Genomic DNA, 17483 nt, shown 5'->3' on the forward strand with positions numbered 1-17483 from the left:
TTATGTTCACCGATTCACACTGTCACCTGGCCTCCCATCGCTATGAGGAAGACGAAATTCCAGCAATCATCCAACGTGCGGATGAGATAGGGATCCACAGAATGGTTTCTCTCGCTACCTCGCTTGAGGATGTGGAAAGAAATTTGGAAATAGCGAAGGATAGGCGGGTCCGGGTCGCGCTCGGGATCCATCCTTGTGATGTGCACAATGCGCCAGATGACGCGACCGACCGCCTCGCGCCCTACGTGGGAGATCAGCGCGTGTGTGCGATTGGAGAGACGGGCCTCGATTACTTTCATCCGGCGCCGGACGGTTGGGAAGAAATGGAATTCCGGAAAAGGCAGCAGGAATTCCTTAGGCTCCATTTCGAGCTTGCGAGTCAATCCGGATTGAATGTGGTGATCCACACAAGGGATAAGGAAGGGAGCCAGTCATTCGATGACGCGCTTGCGATTTATCGCGATTACTCGGATCGAGTCCGCGCGGTATTTCATTGCTTCATCTCCGGGTGGGAGCTGGCGCAAAAGGTGATTGATGAAGGGGGCGTGTTGTCTTTCGGCGGAGTTTCCACTTTCAAAAAATCCCACGATTTGAGAACGACGCTGGGGAAATGTCCGGTTGGAAGCTTCATGCTGGAAACGGATTCGCCTTATCTCGCTCCCGAGCCGCTGCGTGGCAAACGCAACGAACCGGCGCTGGCAATGCATGTGGCGAAGGTAGTCGCAGAGTGCCGGGGTGAAACTCTTGAAGAACTTGCTGCCCATACAGAACTTGTGGTAGAAAACTTTTTTCGATGGGAAAAATGATTCATCTTGAATAATCCTCCCACTGGTAATCGTTATCTATCCACTGACTGAAGTCATCCAACCAACCCATTTCTCATATTTTATGAAATTCACTTTACTCCTTCCAATGGCAGCTGCCTCTGCTTTCCTCGCATCCTGTGCAAACAATGGCGGTGGCGAAGATTATGATGTCTCCAACCCTTATGCTGCCCCCGATTACGGAGATGCATCCGGCTCTCCCTATCAAAGTGATGTGAATCCCGCCTACGATGCGCCTGCTGTCTACGAGGACACCACGCCGGCACCGAGTCAGTCCAGCCCTTCCCCAAGTTATTCCGCTCCCGCAGCCCAGCCAAAAGTCCACACAGTGGTTCGCGGGGATTCCCTTTGGAGCATCAGCCGGAAATATGGTGTGACGATCGATGCGATCAAACGCGCCAACGGACTCACCCGCGATACCGCGGTGCTTGGTGCCAAATTGCAAATTCCAGCAAGTTAACCGAATGGCATTTCTCAAGGTTCTCGCCGGGATTTCCCTGGGCTTTCCATTGCTCTTCGCACAACTGGAGCCACCGCCGGAATCTCCATTGTCACCACGCGAGGATGCGGTAGAGCAGCTGCTTTCCGAGCGTGAATCCCTGGAAGCCTTGGAGAAAGCAATTGTCTCGGCACGGGAGCTTGGCACTCCGGAACAGGTAATCCTCGAGGCCAGATTTCTGTTTCACGTCGACCGTGCCGAAGATAAGGAAATCGCTGCGCTGCTTCCTCAGTTCCTAAAGCAAAAGGATAATTTCAAACTCGCTGATTCCGAGATCTTCGGAAGTGTCGATGATTGGCTGGCGGTGACGGAATACGTGCAGGCAATCGCCTCGATGCAGAAGGGCGATAAAGATGCCTTCAAGCAACATATCACGGAAGCCTTTTGGCTGAGTCCCCGTCAGGGGGCGGCCTTTGCACCTCACATTGATCGTATGCGGCTGATGGATGCCATGCGTGCCGTGAGAGTTGATTTCGGAAAAAATTACACCGATATACTTTCCGGGAAGCAGGTTACGCTCGGTAACGTACTCGGAGATAACAAGGGGCTACTGCTGCATTTCTGGTCGCCGTGGAGCCGCGAATGCGAGGCAACACTTCCAGATTTTTTCATCACCGCGGATCATTTGCTTTCGCGCGGGATCAGTGTTGCCTCCGTATTGCCCGAGACTTCCGAGAAGGTAACGCTAGACGCTTTGAAAATGCTCAAGGGCACCGAGAAAAGGGTCCCCGGCGTCTGGATTGTCGATACTAAGAAATCACCGATCAGCAACAAACTGCGCGTCCAGAGCGTGCCTGCCGTAGTGCTGATCTCTGCGGAAGGAAAAGTGTTGTTCAATGGACATCCTACCGATGACGAATTCTGGCGTTCATTGGAGCGGCTCGATCCCCGCGTCGAGCGCCCCGAGATGCGTGAGGAACAATAATCCGCACCGGTTATCCGGTGAAATCCGCCCATTGGGCGCTTCTGGGCAAAAGTATTCTTAACTTTTGCTTGATTATTTTTGTGTTTCCGCTTGACGGGAAGCTCTAATACTAGTGATCTCGTATGAAATACCGGAGATATTTATATTATGGCTAAGCCGTCACATCCATCAAATCTAGAACTTCAGGCTCTGTCCGTATTATGGCACCAAGGACCATCTACGGTAAACACAGTGCATCAATCTCTGCCAGACGGTAAGCAGCGTGCGTATACGACGGTGCTTTCGGTAATGCAGAGCCTTGAGAAAAAAAATCTCGTAAAGCGTATTCGTTCCGGCCGCGCCCATACTTATGAGCCTGCCCACGCGAAAGAAATCATCATCCGGCAAGCGGTCGGGGAATTTGTCACAAACGCTTTCGGAGGGCGCCTCGGTGAGGCTGTTCTCGCATTAATCTCCACCGGCTCTCTAACGCCGGAAGAGAAATCAGAAATCGAAAGCGAACTCAAACGACATAAAACCATGGCTGCAAAAAAAACTGTTAAGAAAGCCGCAAAAAAAACTGCCGCTAAGAAGACTGCGACCACGCCAACCAAGAAAACCGCGAAGAAGGCAACTGCTAAAAAGGCAGTAGCCAAAAAAGCGGTGAAAAAGACCGTGGCTAAGAAAGCTGCTAAAAAGGCGGTTAAGAAGACCGTTAAAAAGGCAGTTACGAAGAAAGCTGTAGCGAAAAAAGCAGCGAAAGCTCCGGCAAAAAAAGCACCCAAAAAGCCTACAAAAAAAGCAGCTAAGAAGAAAACCAAGTAATCTCATCCGAACTCACGAGCTCCCGGTTTTTCCCAATGCAAGGAAAGACCGGGCGTTTTTTTTGCGAACCGCAACCGTGGAAGCGGTGCCGGCAGGATGTCTCGTAGAAGACATGTTTTTCACGGCTTTTGGCCAAAACTTCGCGATTGATCTTTGTGCGGACCGCTTTCAGCTTTGGCAATGGCAACACCGCATCAATGGACATTTTTTAGCAACCACGGACATGTTCTGATCTGCCTTTCGAAAAATGCGGATCAACCGCTAAGAGAGGTGGCACTCGCGGTGGGAATCACAGAAAGAGCGGTTCAAAGAATCGTTTCAGATCTGGAAGAAGCCGGCTATCTGACGAGGGAAAGAAATGGCCGCCGCAATATCTATACCTTGAAGACGGATAAAGAACTCCGTCATCCATTGGAGAAGGAGCATAGAATTGGAGAAATCCTTGCGGTTTTGGACGTGGATTGATCTGTAGATTGCCGGGGATTTTGCTTTCTTGGAAAATATTGTGTGGTTTGATCCGGGTATGAAATTCGGGACAAAATGGATGGTGCTGCTTGCGGTGTTCTTTACCGCTACCTTTGCTTTGGCTGGCGGAGAGAAGAAAAACGCGAATATCTCGTTCCATATCGAGACGGAGGCCACTGATAACCCGAAGATGATTTTTCCATACGAGGTGATGGGTAGGCAGCGTTTCTTCCGGCGCATCCCTGAGGTTTCATCGAAGGATCTGGTTGCCTTCACCCCTTTCCCGGCGGAGGACCAGGCTTCTTACGGGGTTATTTTCCAGTTGAAGAATAGTGCCGCGAGGCGTTTGGCGGCAGTGACCTCAATTAGCCAGGGCAAATGGTTTGTATGTCAGGCTTTCGGACGAATTGTCGATGGCGTTTTGGTGGATGAGCCAATCAATGATGGCGCGGTGGTTATCTGGAAGGGCCTGACGTTGGAGGAAATCCGCGAGATCGATAAGACTATCCCAAGAATCGGTGAGAAGAAGAAGCGGGGTTAAATTTTATGACAAAGATTTTAGTATTATTTCATTCAATCTGCCTGTGCGTTGCAGGATTTGCCCAGAGTGATCTCAGGCTTCCGACGGAAAATCACCACTTGTTTACGGGTGAGCCGGAACGATTTTACATGTATGTAGACAGGAACTTCGAAGGGGAAATTTCCAAACCCTGGGAAGGTGGTTCATTTGGTTTCGTCCGTTCTCCTGTCAGGGTCGATGATAAGGTGGTCATGACCCGTTTCCACGAAGGTGTGGATATTGCCCCGATCAAACGCGATAAAGCGGGTAACCCGCTCGATCTCGTAATGAGCATCTCCGAGGGAATTGTTGTTCATACCAGCACTGTGGCGGGACGAAGCAATTACGGAAAGTATGTCGTGGTGGAGCACGAATGGGAGCAATCCAAAGTTTACTCATTATACGCCCACTTGGCGGAGACCACGGTGCAACCGGGCGATCCCGTGAAATCCGGCTCGGTGCTTGGACGGATGGGCTACACAGGTGTCGGCTTGGACCGGACACGGGCTCATGTTCATCTGGAGCTCGGTTTTGTGATGAGCACGCATTACGAGGGCTGGCATCAGCAAAATTTCGGGAGCCGTAATTATCACGGTAACTACAATGGAATGAATATCGCCGGAGTGGACGTTGCCGCGTTTTTCCTGGCTCATCAGGAGAATCCGAATATTCGATTCAGCGATTTTGTGTTAAGCCGCCCAATGCAGTTCAAGGTGACTGTGCCGGCAGGAGATGCTGAGCCGGAGTTCTTGCAGCGTTACCCATGGATGAAACGCAGCGAGGTGCCTGGTGCCGTCTCGTGGGAGATCGGTTTTGCCGCCACCGGTCACGTGATATCGTTCACGCCCAGTATCCGGCCGGTATCCGGTCCGGTGGTCAGCCATCTGCGCCCTTCCGATATCAATCAAAGTTTCCTCACGCGGGGCTTGGTAACAGGAACCGGAAATACGGCGAGTTTGTCGAGAAACGGAAAATTACTCGTCGCTTTGGTGATGGATGATTTCCCGATGCCGCGGCAATGAGCGCTTCCATAAAGCTAGTAGTGCATGCATATTTTGTCCGGTGAAAAGCATTTTCTGGCTGGTCTACATCGCATTAATCTTCCCGGCTCTTGCAAACGATCCTGGGACTGCTGCCCTGGAGTTTCTGGAAAAGGTTAAATCCGGAGAGGTCGATCTGTCCCCGGGCACCGATACCGCGCTTCAGGCACACACTTCGCAAACGAAACTAAAATCCATTGGAAAGAGACTTGAGCAGCTTCGCAAAGACCTGGCAAAGGGCTCACTGGAAGTGGGTGAGATCAGGGAAGACGCCGATTTCGCGGCGGCGATCGTGCGGAAAACTGGAGGCTTCGATTCCTCCCACTTGCAGGTTTTTCCAGTAGCTCTCATCAAATCGGGAGAGCGATGGCTTCCTGCGCCAGTGCTGGCATCCTACGAAAACGCGGTTCCCGCCTACACGGTATCTCTGAGGCGGAGGCTTGAAAGCCTTGAATCCTGGATGATGAAAGAGCGGGTGGCGAGCCTGGAAAAGTTACTTGCCGATTTTTCCCAGCGGACAAGGAAACAAATTGAAAAGAGCATACGGGGAAACGATCTGGAAAACGACGACCTTGAGCAGCTCACCGAGAAATTTCTCGATGCGTGTTTGAAGGGAGACCAAGGGGCGATTCTCGGTTATCTGGGAGGTTTATCGGATCCTTTGCCGGAAGATTGGGCAGCGAGACTGCAGGCTACGGAAGTAGTGGCGAATAGCGACGTATCCCGGGACAGTCCGTGGCGCTTATTGGTTTCGGAAGAAGTCGTCCGAGTGATAGTCCATGCACGTCGCGGAGGTGAAAGTGGGCTGGTTTCAGTTGCTTGTCTGGACCCTGCAAAAGCCGGAGCGCGGGGAACCATGGGAAAAATAGTCCTCCTGCATTTTGATTTTTCTAAAAATGCTGCAGGGCAGTGGGTCATGGAGCTGCCCCGATCATTGTTGAATAACGATGAGGAAGAATTGATTTATGATGATCAGTTGGATGTGGATTTACTGGATCGTTTTACCAGTAAGCTAAGAGAGCGAAGTGGTCTTCTGGCATCCTCATCTGCGCAGGAGGCGTGCCGGGCAGTTATTTCAGGATTGAAAGGCGGAGGCTTGGAGCAGGTTCTCCGGAGCGTTGATTTCAGCGGAGCACCCAAGGATGCGCGTTACGCTGCTGCGGAAGCTGCGGAAATTTGGTGGTCGCTGAATCAACCGGGGACACTGCGGGTTCCGGTAGAGCTTGGATTTCAACAGGAAGGCAATCTGGCGATAGCTGTCTATCAATGGTTCTCAATAAAACAGGCGGATCAGTTTGAGAGAAAAACCCTGTATTTCAAGAAAACCGCAGAGGGATGGGTTTGGGCTACGGGACCTGTTGGCAAAGATGAGAAAAGATCCCGGGAGCTCCTCTCGAAATGGATGCGGAGCCATGAAGAGCAGTGGCGTATCAAGTGGCGGGAAATCCTACTCAAACCCAGCCAGCGTCTCGACACTCTGGACTTCGACAACCTGGCCAATGACTCGCAGGTAAGGGCGATTGTGGAACGATGGGTTGCGGCACTCGACGAGGTCGATTTGATGGCTGCGCTGGCCTGCTCCGCCTGGTTGGGCGAAATCGACGCAATACCCATGAAGACATTGAGAAACCTCAGCTACGAATTGGATAGCTCATCGGAAGCTCAATTCTCGATAGAGAATATCTACCGTTCGAATTCCTGGGTGGCGGCTTCATTGAAGAAGATTTCCGATGATAAGGTTAGCCATGCGTTCATCCCGGTAGTTATTACTCCTTCGGGCCCGAGAATTTTACCTGAGATTGATTTGTTGGCGGACGATAGCCGGACCCGGAACTTTTTGAATAATGCTTCCTTCAGGCAGCTTGAGAATTTCGCTCCGCAGGAAAAAATAGACGAGCTCCGGGTATTGTTTGAGCTTTTCCAAAAGGAGGTCTCCGGAAAGCCAGATTAACCAGGATGAGATATCTGGAGATCTTGAAAATTTAATTTCCTTGAGATATTGGGCTCAAAATTCTATAGCTTATTGGTTTTTCCCCCCGCATCCTCATGAAAATCGAATTCCTGCTCGGTTCATCTTCCAAAAGCAACCGCATGGCCCATGGGGGAACAGGCATGTCTTTTCCAGAGGTCATTGTAGTCATCTTCGTGATGCTTTCAGTGATTTCCGTCATCTTCATGGGAGCGAAGGCATGGAAGAGGAGTGCCGATACGACCCAGTGCATACAAAATATCCAGAACGTTCAGAAAGGGCTTCGGGACTTTGCCGCGAAGAATGGCTTCAAGCCTGGTGAACGAATTCCCGGGCTTCAAATGAGATTCATCGGAGAGGGTAGATTGGTTGCGGAACCTCCCCAATGCCCCGGAGCAGGCGCCTACAGCTATGGCGAAACATTCGGTCAAGATACGGTGCCGCCCGCAGGAGAGGTATATTTGAAGTGTTCTTTGGCCAATTCCGGCCATATCCCGGCGGGAACCGACAAATGGTGAAAAACTGCCGTGAGGACCGGAGGAACACGGTATCAGGGTTTTCTGAATCGACATACCATGCATCCATGCCATCTTTTTTGGAAAGAATTTATCCCTACTGACGCTATACTATCATGATTAACCCTTGGCTACGCAAAGCGACTCTCGCCATCAGTCTCATCGCATTTTCTAACCCGGCGTGTGCCCAACAGGCAGATTTCAATGAAGTGGGACGCCAGATGGCGATCATGTTACAGAATAGTCATTTTGCCCGGCTGCCTTACAATGCAGATCTGAGCAGAAAATTTTTCGATGACTATTTGAAGGATCTCGATTTTCAGAAACTGTATTTCACCCAGCAGGATGTCGATGGATTCAGTGCCAAATATGGGGACAGGCTGCACACTCTGCTTCTGCAGGGAAAAAGTATCGATGTCGCAACGGAAATCTACGACGTTTTCAGAGTCCGGGTAGAGGAAAGGGTGAAGCAAGCTGAGGAAATGCTGGCTGCCGATTTCGATTTCACCACTGACGAGACCGTCATGATGTCTCGGAAAGACGCCAACTGGCCGAGAAATGAAGCTGAGGCAAAATTGGTCTGGGCCCGCCAGATCAAGGAGGCTGTATTGGCCGAGACCTTGCGCCGGGAAATGCTTACACGCATGGCAGAGGAACAGGGAAAACCGGATCCCGGTGCGGACGATCTCGACCCGCGTGAGAAGGTGTCGCTGCGCTACAAACGACTGCTTTCAAGTGTGGAAGATGTGGACGACGAGGATGTGGCAAACTTCTTCTTGAGCGCCGTGGCGCGTTCCTACGATCCGCATACCGACTACATGAGTTTCCGTGAAATGAATCGTTTCAAAGACGGGATGAAAAACGAGCTTGTCGGTATCGGTGCGCTTCTCCAGGCCGAGGAAGATGGGGCAACCATCATCAAAGGCATTGTAGTAGGCGGTCCTGCGGACAAAGAGGGTAGCCTTAAACTCAACGACCGGGTCGTAGCGGTAAACTCACTAAACACCGAATCTTCTGACGATACCACAGATATCATGTTCATGAAAATCGACAAGGTCGTCGATTTGATCAGGGGCAAGGAAGGAACTTCCGTTGCCTTGAAAGTGGAACCGGCAGGCGGTGCCCCCGGGGAAACAAAGATCATCGTGATCGAGCGTGACAAAGTGGAACTCAAAGACGAGCAGGCTAGTGGCGAACTCATTGAGATGAAAAATGATGACGGCGAAACGAGAAGGATCGGCGTTATTACGTTGCCGTCCTTCTATGCCGATTTCGACGAAGGTCTTACGCGATGCTCGGTGGATGTGGAGCGCATCCTCATCCGGTTGATGGAAGAAAAAATGGACGGCTTGATTTTCGATCTTCGCAATAATGGCGGTGGATCTCTGGAAGAAGTCCGTCGGATGACAGGCTTCTTCGTCCAGCCAGGGCCAGTAGTCCAGGTGAAGAATACCTTGGGACAGGTTCAGGTGAAGGATTCTGACCATACCAAGCCGATTTATACCGGGCCTATGGTCGTGATGACAGACAAGAGCTCTGCGTCAGCAAGCGAAATTCTTGCCGGTGCCCTTCAGGATTACAACCGCGCGGTGATTGTTGGAGATTCCTCCACTTTCGGGAAAGGGACCGTCCAGCAGCCGATGGATATTGGGCGGATGTTGCCACTGTTCGCAGTGCGCGACAAAGCAGGTTTTCTGAAAGTGACGATCCAGAAGTTTTACCGTCCTTCCGGTTCTTCCACCCAGATGGATGGTGTGGTCCCCAGTATAGTTCTCCCGAGTATCACGGATGCATTGGATGTAGGTGAAGCTTATCTGGACAATGCACTTCCGCACGATCGTATCCGCCCGGCCTCTGATTTCCGTCCTCAGGACGCGCAGGCGCTCTTTATTCCCCGGTTGAAGGAGCTCAGCGAGGAGCGTGTAAATGCATCCCAGGATTTCAAATATGTCATTGAGGATATTCTAAAGGCCAAAGAGCGCCTGAAAGAAAACAAGGTCTCGCTGAACAAAGCGATGAGAGAAAGCGAATTGGCCGAGTCCGACGTGCAAAAGAAACAACGCAATGCGGAGCGTCGCGAGCGTTTCAAACAAATTGCCGAGGAAGACGCGAAGTTGTTCACCTTCTATCGCATCACTCTCGATGATCTGGAAAAGGGAGCAGACCTCCAGTCATATGATCCATCCAAAGAGAATGGCGACTATATGCGCCGTGCTGTGGATGAGACCGCAAGTCTGGACGATACTCCGAAATGGCCTTCCGGGCTGAACCCTGAGAAGCGCGAGGCTCTCAATGTGATTCGTGATCTGGTGGATCTCACCGATAATGCCAAGATGGCGGGATTACTGAAAAGTGACGGTGGTGTCCGATAATGAGCTGCATTTCTGAGCAACTTGATGAAATCCAGGAGCGGATCCGACGCGCCGCCATCGCGGCTGGTCGGCATCCTGATTCCGTAAAGCTGATTGCTGTTTCCAAGACGTTTCCAGCTGATGCGGTTCTCCAGGCTTTCAAAGCCGGACAAAAATGTTTCGGCGAAAGTCGGCTTCAGGAAGCTGCACCAAAGATCGGATTGCTCCCCGAAGGCTTGGACTGGCATTTCATAGGTAGAGTTCAGAGTAACAAGGTCAGAAAAATACTCCCTCTCTTCGGGAGTATCCATGCCGTGGATTCACTCAAATTGGCGAAATATACCGATGGAGTAGCCGGAGATCTAGGAGTGGCTCCGAAGGCGTTTCTCCAGGTGAATATCGCAGGAGAGGTTACCAAAGGAGGCTTCGCTCCAGAGGACTTGGATCGATCGATTGAAGAACTACGATTCCTTAAACACTTGAAAATCGTGGGTTTGATGACCATCCCTCCGGCTGTGGAGGAAGCTGGGCAATCACGGGTTTGGTTCCGCAAACTGAGGGAATTGAGAGATGAAATCGTGGCAAAACATTCGATCGGTCTGCCTGATCTTAGCATGGGGATGAGCGGAGATTTCGAGATCGCAATCGAAGAAGGCGCAACGCATGTGCGTGTCGGATCCGCTATTTTTGGAATGCGGGATTATAAAATTTCCGGAGAATTAGGATAAACGCCATGAAGCAATTGGAAAATGTTTGTAAAATCGGTGATGAACTTGCTCTGAGTTACGAGGATGGCAGCGAGATGTATTTTTCCTTACCCATGCTGCGAAGAGCCTGTCCCTGTGCACAATGCCAGGGCGAGCCTGATGCGATGGGTCGGGTTCTGCGCCCTGTGGTCGAGCACGGACCAGGTGCTTTTGAACTGAAGCGTTTCGAAAAGGTGGGAGGTTACGGGTTACAATTGTTCTGGGGCGATGGACACGGGACGGGAATTTTTAGTATGGCCTATCTGCAAAAGCTCAACGACTTACAGGAATAAAAAAACTCCGGTCCCATTCAATTGGAACCGGAGCTTGGAAAAGTAGCTGAAGCTATCAGTTGCCCTTATTCGGCATCCTGAGCTTCTGCTTTTACTTCGTCAGCCGCATTCTGAACTGCATTTGCAGCATCTTCAGTGGCTTTGGCTGCTTTTTCTTTCGCATCTTCCATCGCCTTTTCACCGCTTTTCTGGGCGTCGGTAGCAGCATCTTCGGTGGCATTTTTCGCATCATTAGCTGCCCCGGTGATGTTTTCCTTCATTTCTTTGCCTGCATCGATGGTTGCGTCTTTGGCTTTCTCCATTGCCTCGCCGGTTGCTTCCGCTGCTTCTTTGGTAGCTTCCTTGGCATCGGACGCCGCTTCTTTGGTAGCTTCCGCTGCTGAATCTGCCATCTCCTTAACGCCCTCGGCGACTTTGTCCGCACCGGTGGACATCTCTTCTTTGACAGATTCGCTGGTATCGCAGGATGCGAGAGCGATTACGAGAGGGAGGGCGATGGCTGTTGATAGGATTCTTGCTTTCATGATGTAAGTATTGTCTTGTTGGTATAATTTGACCGCCTGTGATGCGGCCCAATTGGATGGCTAGGTTTATGGAAGGAACGAATCAAAGCAACCTGTTTAACGATATTTGTATATTACCCTCGAATGGTCGTCAGTCTTCCCTTGCGGATAGCCGGTTACGGCATTTCAATCCTCCGCGCACCACATGTATCTTTTAAAGAAAGTCTTTGAGCTAAGGGAAAAAGCCCATCCGGATCACGAGAAGCCCTTTTTGGAGCATCTCGAGGACTTGAGGGTGATGATTACTAGGGTAGTGATCACATTAGTGATTTCGATGATTGTCTGCTTTGCCTTCCAGAAGCAGCTGATGAATATCCTACGGGCTCCGGCGGAGAAAGTCCTTCTGGTGAAACAGCAGGAAACGATGCCGAGCGAAAGCAAGTTCGAGAACATCGTGGTGCCGACCGTTGAAGACTGGAATGAGGCGAAAGATCTGGAGCAAACCGCGGCAGCCTTGGATGAAGTCCAGCGTGCGAAATTTTTCAAAGCACTGGGAGAGCCGGATATGGAATTCCATGCGCGGAGCGTCAGTCTCCTGAGGGCGACGATGGCTCTTCCGGAAGAAACTCGGGAAGACTTCATCAAGAACCTGGAGATGGGCGAAAAAATGACAAACCAGCTCTTGGCGTTGTTGGATTCCGGTCCCGATGTGACGCCGAATTCCGGGTCAAATATTCGGATGATGTCGGCACTCAAGCCGACCGAAACTTTCATGCTTTCCATGAAACTGGCATTCTTCGCGGGTATCGTTCTCGCGTTCCCATTGCTTCTCATGTTCCTGCTTCAGTTCGTCCTTCCAGGGCTTCATGAAGAGGAGAAAAAGGTGCTTTGGCCTGCAATGTTGATCGGGTTCGGCCTCTTTTTGGTGGGGGTTCTGTTTTCATATTTCTTCGTTCTCCCCAGAGCCTTGCTCTTTTTCTACGAATGGAGCGGTGATTTGGGCGTTTCCAATGACTGGCGTATCGGAGAATACATTACGTTCGCGACGCAGTTTACTTTGCTGTTCGGGCTCTCATTCGAGCTTCCGGTTGTCGTGATGGTGCTCGTCAAGCTAGGGCTTCTCAGTTACGAGACGATGTCAAAGACCCGGACCTATGCGATTGTGGCGATCTATGTGGCTGCCGCTGTTATCACGCCGACTCCAGATATCATGACGCTCAACCTCATGGCACTGCCGATGCTGTTGCTTTATGAAATTTGTATTTGGCTGGCGTGGTTTGACCGTAAGAAAGCTCGCGAAGAAGAGGCCCGTGAAGAGGAGGAGCTAAAGAAGCGGCGGCAGGAATGGCTCATTACCAATGAAGCGAGATCGCAGGACGATGAACATCATGACTATCCGGTGGAGCCTCATTCCGGACTTCACGAAGATTTCGTGGAGCATGGAGATGATGGCTGGCACGATGATTATCATCATGACCATCACGATATGGAAGCTGCGGAAGATTGGGCTCATCCTGACGATGCGATCACTGGAGATGCGCTTGATGAAATGAGTGAAGAAGAGCATATCCGGATGATGGATGATGAAACAAAGCCGAAACCGAAAAACGACGAAGATGGAAAATAAAGAGTCTCAGGAGGTGAGCCAGAAATCACCATTCGCCGGTTGCGCGATTCTCATTACCGCTTTGTTGGTGATGTTATTTCTTATCGGTTTTTCAGTCGTGATTCTGTTCCGGCAATTCGGTGAGATTGCGAAGTTTACCGAGGAAAGACCCAATGCGATTGAAGTGGTTGTTGTGGAAGACCGGGAGGCGGAGTTGAACAGGCTCGCGGAAAAAATCGAGCGCTTCCGCCTGGATGTGAATGATGATAAATCCGCGGTTCTTGATCTAAATGTGGAGGAGATGAACCTTGCCATCGCCGCTTACGATTCGTTCAAGGATCTGCGGGGCATGTTTCATGTGGAAGAGATCACGCCGGAGGATATTCGATTTTTGATTTCCTTTCAGCTCAATGGAAAGCCACGTCTGGCTAAAGACGGGGAAGGCGGGCTGATGACATCCGATCCACGCTACTTGAATGGAACTTTAGTCGCCACGCCGGGGCTGTTGAACAATGAAGTGGTTCTTCTCGTGAAGAATATCGAGACCGAAAAAGCGACGGTGCCGCGTGAGTTTCTGGAGCAGATGTCACCCTATCGGATCGCTGAGAAATACATCGGCAGTGAAGGGCTAGGAACTACGATGGCCAAACTGACAAACGTTAGTCTCGGAGATGGCTATGTCCGGTTCGAAAAGGTATCCGGCAAAATACCTGAAGACACGATCACCAATGAACAAGTCGATGCCGGAAGCCGGAAGGTTTTAACCTTTCTCGGGGTAGCCGCGACTGTATTCCTGTTTTTTGTGAGTTTGATATTACTCTTGGGACATCGGTTGAGAAAGAAAAGGCAGAGAGACGAACAAGGCGGCTGAAATGGATCTTGAAGACGAGTTTTCCGATGTTATCGCCAAGGCAATGGCTGGTCTGGAGCTGGATCCAACGGAGCTTGCCCGAAAGGCTGGAATATCCCCGTGTGAAATAGAAGGGCTATTGCACGGTGATTTGGAAGAGTCGTGTGTGTATCAAATTGCTCCGTATTTGGAACTCGATGCCGTTGCGGTAATCAATCTGGCAAAATACGTGCCGGAACAATCGGATATTGCTGGAATTAGGAGATTGGAGCTGCCTTTCCGGCAATGGACCGTTAACGCGTGGGAAATTGAAAAAGACGGAGTCCGGTTGCTTTTCGATACTGGCTTGGGAGAGAATGATATTGTAGACACATTGGGAGATAGAATCCCATCCGCGGTTTTCATCACCCATGCGCATCCCGATCATACAGGCGGGGTGAAAGCGCTCCGGGATCGTGGGGTTAGAATCATTTCGGAAAAGGAAGCTCTGGCCGGCGAAGTGTTCGAGTTCGGGGACATCAAGGTCGAATCCGTGAATTTGTCGGGGCATTGTGAACCAGCCGTAGGCTATTTTCTCAGTGGATTGAAGAAGCAGTTATTGATTTCGGGAGATGCGATTTTTGCCGGTTCCATTGGAAGATGTGGCTCAAAACGGACTTACGAGTTGGCTTTGGAAACGCTGCGTCAGGTTCTGGCACAAGCGCAGCCGGGATGCGTTATGTTGCCTGGGCACGGTCCTGCATCCACAGTAGAAAGTGAAATGCGCTCCAACCCGTTCCGGATAGGATTTAGTTAGTGCAAAATACTTGCGTTAGCTGGCCGGGCTGTCCATATTCGCCCCATGAAAATTGCACTCTCCATTTGTTTCTTGATTGCGATCTATTCCACGGTGCTCGGAGCAGAGCTTAGAGTGGTATCGTTACATCCGTTGATCGGAGATTTGCTGAGGCAGGTGGGAGGCGAGAAGGTGGAAGTTATTGATCTGATTGGCTCCAACGGAGATCCGCATAGTTTCGAGCCCCAGGCAGGAGATTTGGCAGATGCGGAAGGGGCTGAGATCTTCTTTGCATCCGGGATGGGACTAGAAAATTATTTGCCGAAGTTGGAAGCGATTTTGGATGGGAAATCCAAAATCGTTGAGGTCGGCAGCACGCTTCCAGCACTGGAAGGTAGCTGCGATCATGCCGAGGAGCACGATGAGCATGAGCATCATCACGCGCATGAAGTGGATCCCCATTGGTGGCACTCGGTGGATTTGTTTCGGCGGGCTGTAACCATTGTGAGCAAAGAGCTTGCCGAAGCCAGACCGGAAAATAAATCAGTCTATGAGGAGAACGCCGCAGCCTACCGCAAAAATCTCGATGCCTTGGAGAAGTGGGTAAGAAGGGAGCTGATACGTATTCCGAGAGATCAGCGGAAGCTGGCAACCGCTCATGATGCGTTTCAGTATTTTTGCGTTGCGTATGATTTTAAATCCTATTCCGTCCAGGGGCTAAACCGCGAGCAAATGCCAGATGCGGTGAAACTGGCGGAACTGATTGCTACTCTAAAGGCGGATCGGGTCGTGGCAATTTTTCCTGAAAAGGAATCGAATCCAAAAATGTTACTAAGCCTGACCAAAGATACTGGAATACGTCTGGGTGGTGAACTGGTGGCAGACGGGCGCGGTATGCCAAGCTATGAGAAAATGATGAAGCACAATGTCGAAACGATCGTCAAAGGGCTTAGCGTAAAGTGATGCTGACGGGACAGTGGTCCGAGCCAAGCACATGGGGCAGGATCGCGGCATCTACCAGCCGATCCTGGAGAGTCGGTGAAATGCCGAAATAATCGATTCTCCATCCAACATTCCGCTGGCGTGCTCCACCCCGGTAGGACCACCACGAGTAGGCTTCGGTCTTGTCCGGGTAAATATGGCGAAAGGTATCGATGAAGCCGCTGCCAAGTAATTCGCTGAAGCTGGCCCGCTCCTCATCCGAGAAGCCAGCGCTTTTACGATTCGCCTCCGGGCGGGCGAGATCAATTTCATTGTGGGCCACATTCAAATCCCCGCAGAAAATAACCGGCTTTTTCTGCGCCAGCTCATTCAGATGAAGCCTGAAAACTGTGTCCCACTGCAGGCGATAGGGCAGCCGTCTGAGGCCGTCCTGGGCGTTTACTGTGTATACATTCACGAGGAAAAAGTCCTCGTATTCGAGTGTGATGACGCGGCCTTCTCTGTCGTGCTCTTCAATGCCCAAGCCATAGATGCAGTCGATCGGCGCTTCCTTGCTAAAGATCGCCGTGCCTGAATAACCGGGTTTTTCCGCCGAATTCCAAAATGCCTTATAGGCTCCGAACTCAAGGGGAAGCTCCACCTGTTCTTCGCGGGCTTTGGTTTCCTGAAGACAAAGAATATCCGGATTTTCTTCGGCAACGAACTCAGCCATTCCTTTTTTCAGTGCGGCGCGGATGCCATTAACATTCCAGGAAATAATTTTCATAAAGTAATCTTTTTAAGGGAGGAAAGTGCATGTGAGGTGCGGATGAAATGCTCAAATGAGAAGCATACAATCGCCATAGGAATAGAAACGATACTTTTCAGCCACAGCTTGACGGTAAGCTTCCAGCACGAGCTCTCTTCCGGCAAAGGCGCTGACCAACATGATCAAAGTAGATTGTGGCAAATGAAAATTCGTCAGTAGGGCATCGACCGCGCGAAACCGATATGGGGGATGTAAAAAGATATTGGTCGCCCCAGATTGATCGCTTTCCAAAGCGATTCTTGATGTTTCTCCCGCCAGGGATTCCAGAACCCGGGTGACCGTGGTGCCAACGGCGATGACGCGCCCAGCCCTGTTGATATTTTTAGCTGAGCTTCTGGAGACAGAATATTTCTCGGAATGCATCTCATGCTCTCCGATATTCTCCACGGAAACCGGGCGGAAGGTTCCGACGCCCACGTGCAACGTCAGAAAATCGTGTTTGATCCGCTCGAGCATTTCCGAGGTGAAGTGCAAGCCGGCTGTTGGGGCGGCGATGGCTCCTTCCTCTTTTGCGAAGACGGTTTGGTAGCGCTCTTTATCAAACTCTTCGTCATCCCGGCCCATGTAGTGAGGAAGGGCAAGGTGACCATGCTCATGTAGGTCTAGAATTTCTTCCCACTCGATCAAGCGATCGCCATTTTCCAAGACATCCACTACGGTCCCAGTAATCCCGCCGACGATCACTGTCTTGCCACGTTTCATCCTTTTCCCCGGTTTGGTGAGGCAGCGCCAGAGAGTCGGTGAAAGTTGCTCAAGACAGAGCAACTCCACGCGGCTGTCATCCGAGAAGAGTCGTGCCGGTATAACTCTTGTATTGTTCAGCACCAATAGATCGTCTTTTCTCAGAAAGCTTTCAAAATCGGTGAACATCCGGTGCTCGATGAGACCGGTTTCCCGATGGACAACAAGCATCCGTGACGCCGCACGATGCGCAAGCGGGCGAGAAGCTATGAGCTCCTCTGGAAGGTGAAAATCGTAATCTTTGGTAAGTAATGACACGGTGGAGAAA

At 50.9% G+C, this 17483-nt stretch carries 19 protein-coding genes and 1 pseudogene; 17 read left to right on the forward strand and 3 right to left on the reverse strand.

Features of this window, described 5'->3' with window-relative positions; genetic code table 11:
* Positions 1 to 2 precede the first annotated feature (2 nt).
* The 13 genes and pseudogenes from ACFSSA_RS10290 (at position 3) to ACFSSA_RS10350 (ending at position 10990) form a co-directional block, all read left to right on the forward strand.
* The gene (locus tag ACFSSA_RS10290) at positions 3 to 806 is read left to right on the forward strand and encodes a TatD family hydrolase (RefSeq protein ID WP_386820361.1); all 804 of its coding nucleotides are present in this window, start codon (positions 3 to 5) and stop codon (positions 804 to 806) included.
* Between the two features lie 82 nt (positions 807 to 888).
* The gene (locus ACFSSA_RS10295) at positions 889 to 1284 is read left to right on the forward strand and encodes a LysM peptidoglycan-binding domain-containing protein (protein WP_386820362.1); all 396 of its coding nucleotides are present in this window, start codon (positions 889 to 891) and stop codon (positions 1282 to 1284) included.
* A 4-nt stretch (positions 1285 to 1288) separates the two neighbouring features.
* Positions 1289 to 2248, forward strand: a complete 960-nt coding sequence (locus ACFSSA_RS10300) for a TlpA family protein disulfide reductase (RefSeq protein WP_386820363.1) — start codon at positions 1289 to 1291, stop codon at positions 2246 to 2248.
* A gap of 147 nt (positions 2249 to 2395) precedes the next feature.
* A pseudogene (locus ACFSSA_RS10305) lies at positions 2396 to 2743 on the forward strand (BlaI/MecI/CopY family transcriptional regulator); the annotation flags it as partial.
* Positions 2744 to 2767: 24 nt separating this feature from the next.
* On the forward strand, positions 2768 to 3052 hold the full coding sequence (locus tag ACFSSA_RS10310; RefSeq protein ID WP_386820450.1) for a hypothetical protein: 285 nt from the start codon (positions 2768 to 2770) through the stop codon (positions 3050 to 3052).
* A gap of 180 nt (positions 3053 to 3232) precedes the next feature.
* Entirely contained in the window at positions 3233 to 3517 is a 285-nt protein-coding gene (locus ACFSSA_RS10315; RefSeq protein WP_386820364.1) for a helix-turn-helix transcriptional regulator, read from the forward strand.
* 58 nt (positions 3518 to 3575) lie between these two features.
* A complete protein-coding gene (locus tag ACFSSA_RS10320) occupies positions 3576 to 4058 on the forward strand; it encodes a hypothetical protein (RefSeq protein ID WP_386820365.1) in 483 nt (160 codons plus the stop codon).
* A gap of 5 nt (positions 4059 to 4063) precedes the next feature.
* Positions 4064 to 5098 carry a M23 family metallopeptidase gene (locus ACFSSA_RS10325; protein ID WP_386820366.1) on the forward strand — a complete coding sequence of 345 codons (1035 nt, stop codon included), beginning with the start codon at positions 4064 to 4066 and terminating at the stop codon, positions 5096 to 5098.
* Between the two features lie 40 nt (positions 5099 to 5138).
* A complete protein-coding gene (locus ACFSSA_RS10330; RefSeq protein WP_386820367.1) occupies positions 5139 to 7067 on the forward strand; it encodes a hypothetical protein in 1929 nt (642 codons plus the stop codon).
* A 95-nt stretch (positions 7068 to 7162) separates the two neighbouring features.
* On the forward strand, positions 7163 to 7603 hold the full coding sequence (locus ACFSSA_RS10335) for a type II secretion system protein (protein ID WP_386820368.1): 441 nt from the start codon (positions 7163 to 7165) through the stop codon (positions 7601 to 7603).
* 113 nt (positions 7604 to 7716) lie between these two features.
* Positions 7717 to 9972, forward strand: coding sequence for a carboxy terminal-processing peptidase (locus ACFSSA_RS10340; RefSeq protein ID WP_386820369.1), 2256 nt, complete (start codon positions 7717 to 7719; stop codon positions 9970 to 9972).
* Complete coding sequence (locus ACFSSA_RS10345; protein WP_386820370.1) at positions 9972 to 10679, forward strand: YggS family pyridoxal phosphate-dependent enzyme; 708 nt, start codon at positions 9972 to 9974, stop codon at positions 10677 to 10679. Before ACFSSA_RS10340 ends, ACFSSA_RS10345 begins: the two co-directional genes overlap by 1 nt.
* 5 nt (positions 10680 to 10684) lie before the next feature.
* On the forward strand, positions 10685 to 10990 hold the full coding sequence (locus tag ACFSSA_RS10350; protein WP_386820371.1) for a gamma-butyrobetaine hydroxylase-like domain-containing protein: 306 nt from the start codon (positions 10685 to 10687) through the stop codon (positions 10988 to 10990).
* A gap of 65 nt (positions 10991 to 11055) precedes the next feature.
* Here ACFSSA_RS10350 and ACFSSA_RS10355 read toward each other — a convergent pair whose 3' ends face one another.
* Positions 11056 to 11514: a hypothetical protein gene (locus tag ACFSSA_RS10355; protein ID WP_386820372.1), complete on the reverse strand. Its 459-nt coding sequence runs from the start codon at positions 11512 to 11514 to the stop codon at positions 11056 to 11058.
* 184 nt (positions 11515 to 11698) lie between these two features.
* Here ACFSSA_RS10355 and tatC point away from each other — a divergent pair, with 184 nt between their 5' ends.
* The 4 genes from tatC to ACFSSA_RS10375 are packed head-to-tail and all read left to right on the forward strand — an operon-like array spanning position 11699 to position 15687.
* On the forward strand, positions 11699 to 13120 hold the full coding sequence (gene tatC, locus ACFSSA_RS10360) for a twin-arginine translocase subunit TatC (RefSeq protein ID WP_386820373.1): 1422 nt from the start codon (positions 11699 to 11701) through the stop codon (positions 13118 to 13120).
* A complete protein-coding gene (locus ACFSSA_RS10365) occupies positions 13110 to 13970 on the forward strand; it encodes a hypothetical protein (protein WP_386820374.1) in 861 nt (286 codons plus the stop codon). Before tatC ends, ACFSSA_RS10365 begins: the two co-directional genes overlap by 11 nt.
* Before the next feature lies 1 nt (position 13971).
* Positions 13972 to 14745 carry an MBL fold metallo-hydrolase gene (locus ACFSSA_RS10370; RefSeq protein ID WP_386820375.1) on the forward strand — a complete coding sequence of 258 codons (774 nt, stop codon included), beginning with the start codon at positions 13972 to 13974 and terminating at the stop codon, positions 14743 to 14745.
* A gap of 45 nt (positions 14746 to 14790) precedes the next feature.
* Entirely contained in the window at positions 14791 to 15687 is an 897-nt protein-coding gene (locus ACFSSA_RS10375) for a metal ABC transporter substrate-binding protein (protein ID WP_386820376.1), read from the forward strand.
* Here ACFSSA_RS10375 and ACFSSA_RS10380 read toward each other — a convergent pair.
* Positions 15674 to 16432 carry an exodeoxyribonuclease III gene (locus ACFSSA_RS10380; RefSeq protein ID WP_386820377.1) on the reverse strand — a complete coding sequence of 253 codons (759 nt, stop codon included), beginning with the start codon at positions 16430 to 16432 and terminating at the stop codon, positions 15674 to 15676. The genes ACFSSA_RS10375 and ACFSSA_RS10380 overlap by 14 nt on opposite strands.
* A 51-nt stretch (positions 16433 to 16483) precedes the next feature.
* Positions 16484 to 17473 (reverse strand): tRNA preQ1(34) S-adenosylmethionine ribosyltransferase-isomerase QueA, encoded by a 990-nt coding sequence (gene queA, locus ACFSSA_RS10385; RefSeq protein WP_386820378.1) that lies wholly within the window; start codon positions 17471 to 17473, stop codon positions 16484 to 16486.
* Positions 17474 to 17483 lie beyond the last annotated feature (10 nt).

The organism is Luteolibacter algae (genome assembly GCF_042683045.1).
GTDB classification, from domain to species: domain Bacteria; phylum Verrucomicrobiota; class Verrucomicrobiia; order Verrucomicrobiales; family Akkermansiaceae; genus Luteolibacter; species Luteolibacter algae.

Bases quoted from the DNA above. Each gene is read 5' to 3' on its own strand.
- ACFSSA_RS10380 (WP_386820377.1), bottom strand. From the start codon at position 16,432: ATGAAAATTATTTCCTGGAATGTTAATGGCATCCGCGCCGCACTGAAA.
- ACFSSA_RS10310 (WP_386820450.1), top strand. From the start codon at position 2,768: ATGGCTGCAAAAAAAACTGTTAAGAAAGCCGCAAAAAAAACTGCCGCT.
- ACFSSA_RS10325 (WP_386820366.1), top strand. From the start codon at position 4,064: ATGACAAAGATTTTAGTATTATTTCATTCAATCTGCCTGTGCGTTGCA.
- ACFSSA_RS10365 (WP_386820374.1), top strand. From the start codon at position 13,110: ATGGAAAATAAAGAGTCTCAGGAGGTGAGCCAGAAATCACCATTCGCC.
- ACFSSA_RS10335 (WP_386820368.1), top strand. From the start codon at position 7,163: ATGAAAATCGAATTCCTGCTCGGTTCATCTTCCAAAAGCAACCGCATG.
- ACFSSA_RS10345 (WP_386820370.1), top strand. From the start codon at position 9,972: ATGAGCTGCATTTCTGAGCAACTTGATGAAATCCAGGAGCGGATCCGA.
- ACFSSA_RS10340 (WP_386820369.1), top strand. From the start codon at position 7,717: ATGATTAACCCTTGGCTACGCAAAGCGACTCTCGCCATCAGTCTCATC.
- ACFSSA_RS10355 (WP_386820372.1), bottom strand. From the start codon at position 11,514: ATGAAAGCAAGAATCCTATCAACAGCCATCGCCCTCCCTCTCGTAATC.
- ACFSSA_RS10315 (WP_386820364.1), top strand. From the start codon at position 3,233: ATGGCAACACCGCATCAATGGACATTTTTTAGCAACCACGGACATGTT.
- ACFSSA_RS10300 (WP_386820363.1), top strand. From the start codon at position 1,289: ATGGCATTTCTCAAGGTTCTCGCCGGGATTTCCCTGGGCTTTCCATTG.
- tatC (WP_386820373.1), top strand. From the start codon at position 11,699: ATGTATCTTTTAAAGAAAGTCTTTGAGCTAAGGGAAAAAGCCCATCCG.
- ACFSSA_RS10290 (WP_386820361.1), top strand. From the start codon at position 3: ATGTTCACCGATTCACACTGTCACCTGGCCTCCCATCGCTATGAGGAA.
- ACFSSA_RS10375 (WP_386820376.1), top strand. From the start codon at position 14,791: ATGAAAATTGCACTCTCCATTTGTTTCTTGATTGCGATCTATTCCACG.
- ACFSSA_RS10350 (WP_386820371.1), top strand. From the start codon at position 10,685: ATGAAGCAATTGGAAAATGTTTGTAAAATCGGTGATGAACTTGCTCTG.
- ACFSSA_RS10370 (WP_386820375.1), top strand. From the start codon at position 13,972: ATGGATCTTGAAGACGAGTTTTCCGATGTTATCGCCAAGGCAATGGCT.
- ACFSSA_RS10320 (WP_386820365.1), top strand. From the start codon at position 3,576: ATGAAATTCGGGACAAAATGGATGGTGCTGCTTGCGGTGTTCTTTACC.
- ACFSSA_RS10295 (WP_386820362.1), top strand. From the start codon at position 889: ATGAAATTCACTTTACTCCTTCCAATGGCAGCTGCCTCTGCTTTCCTC.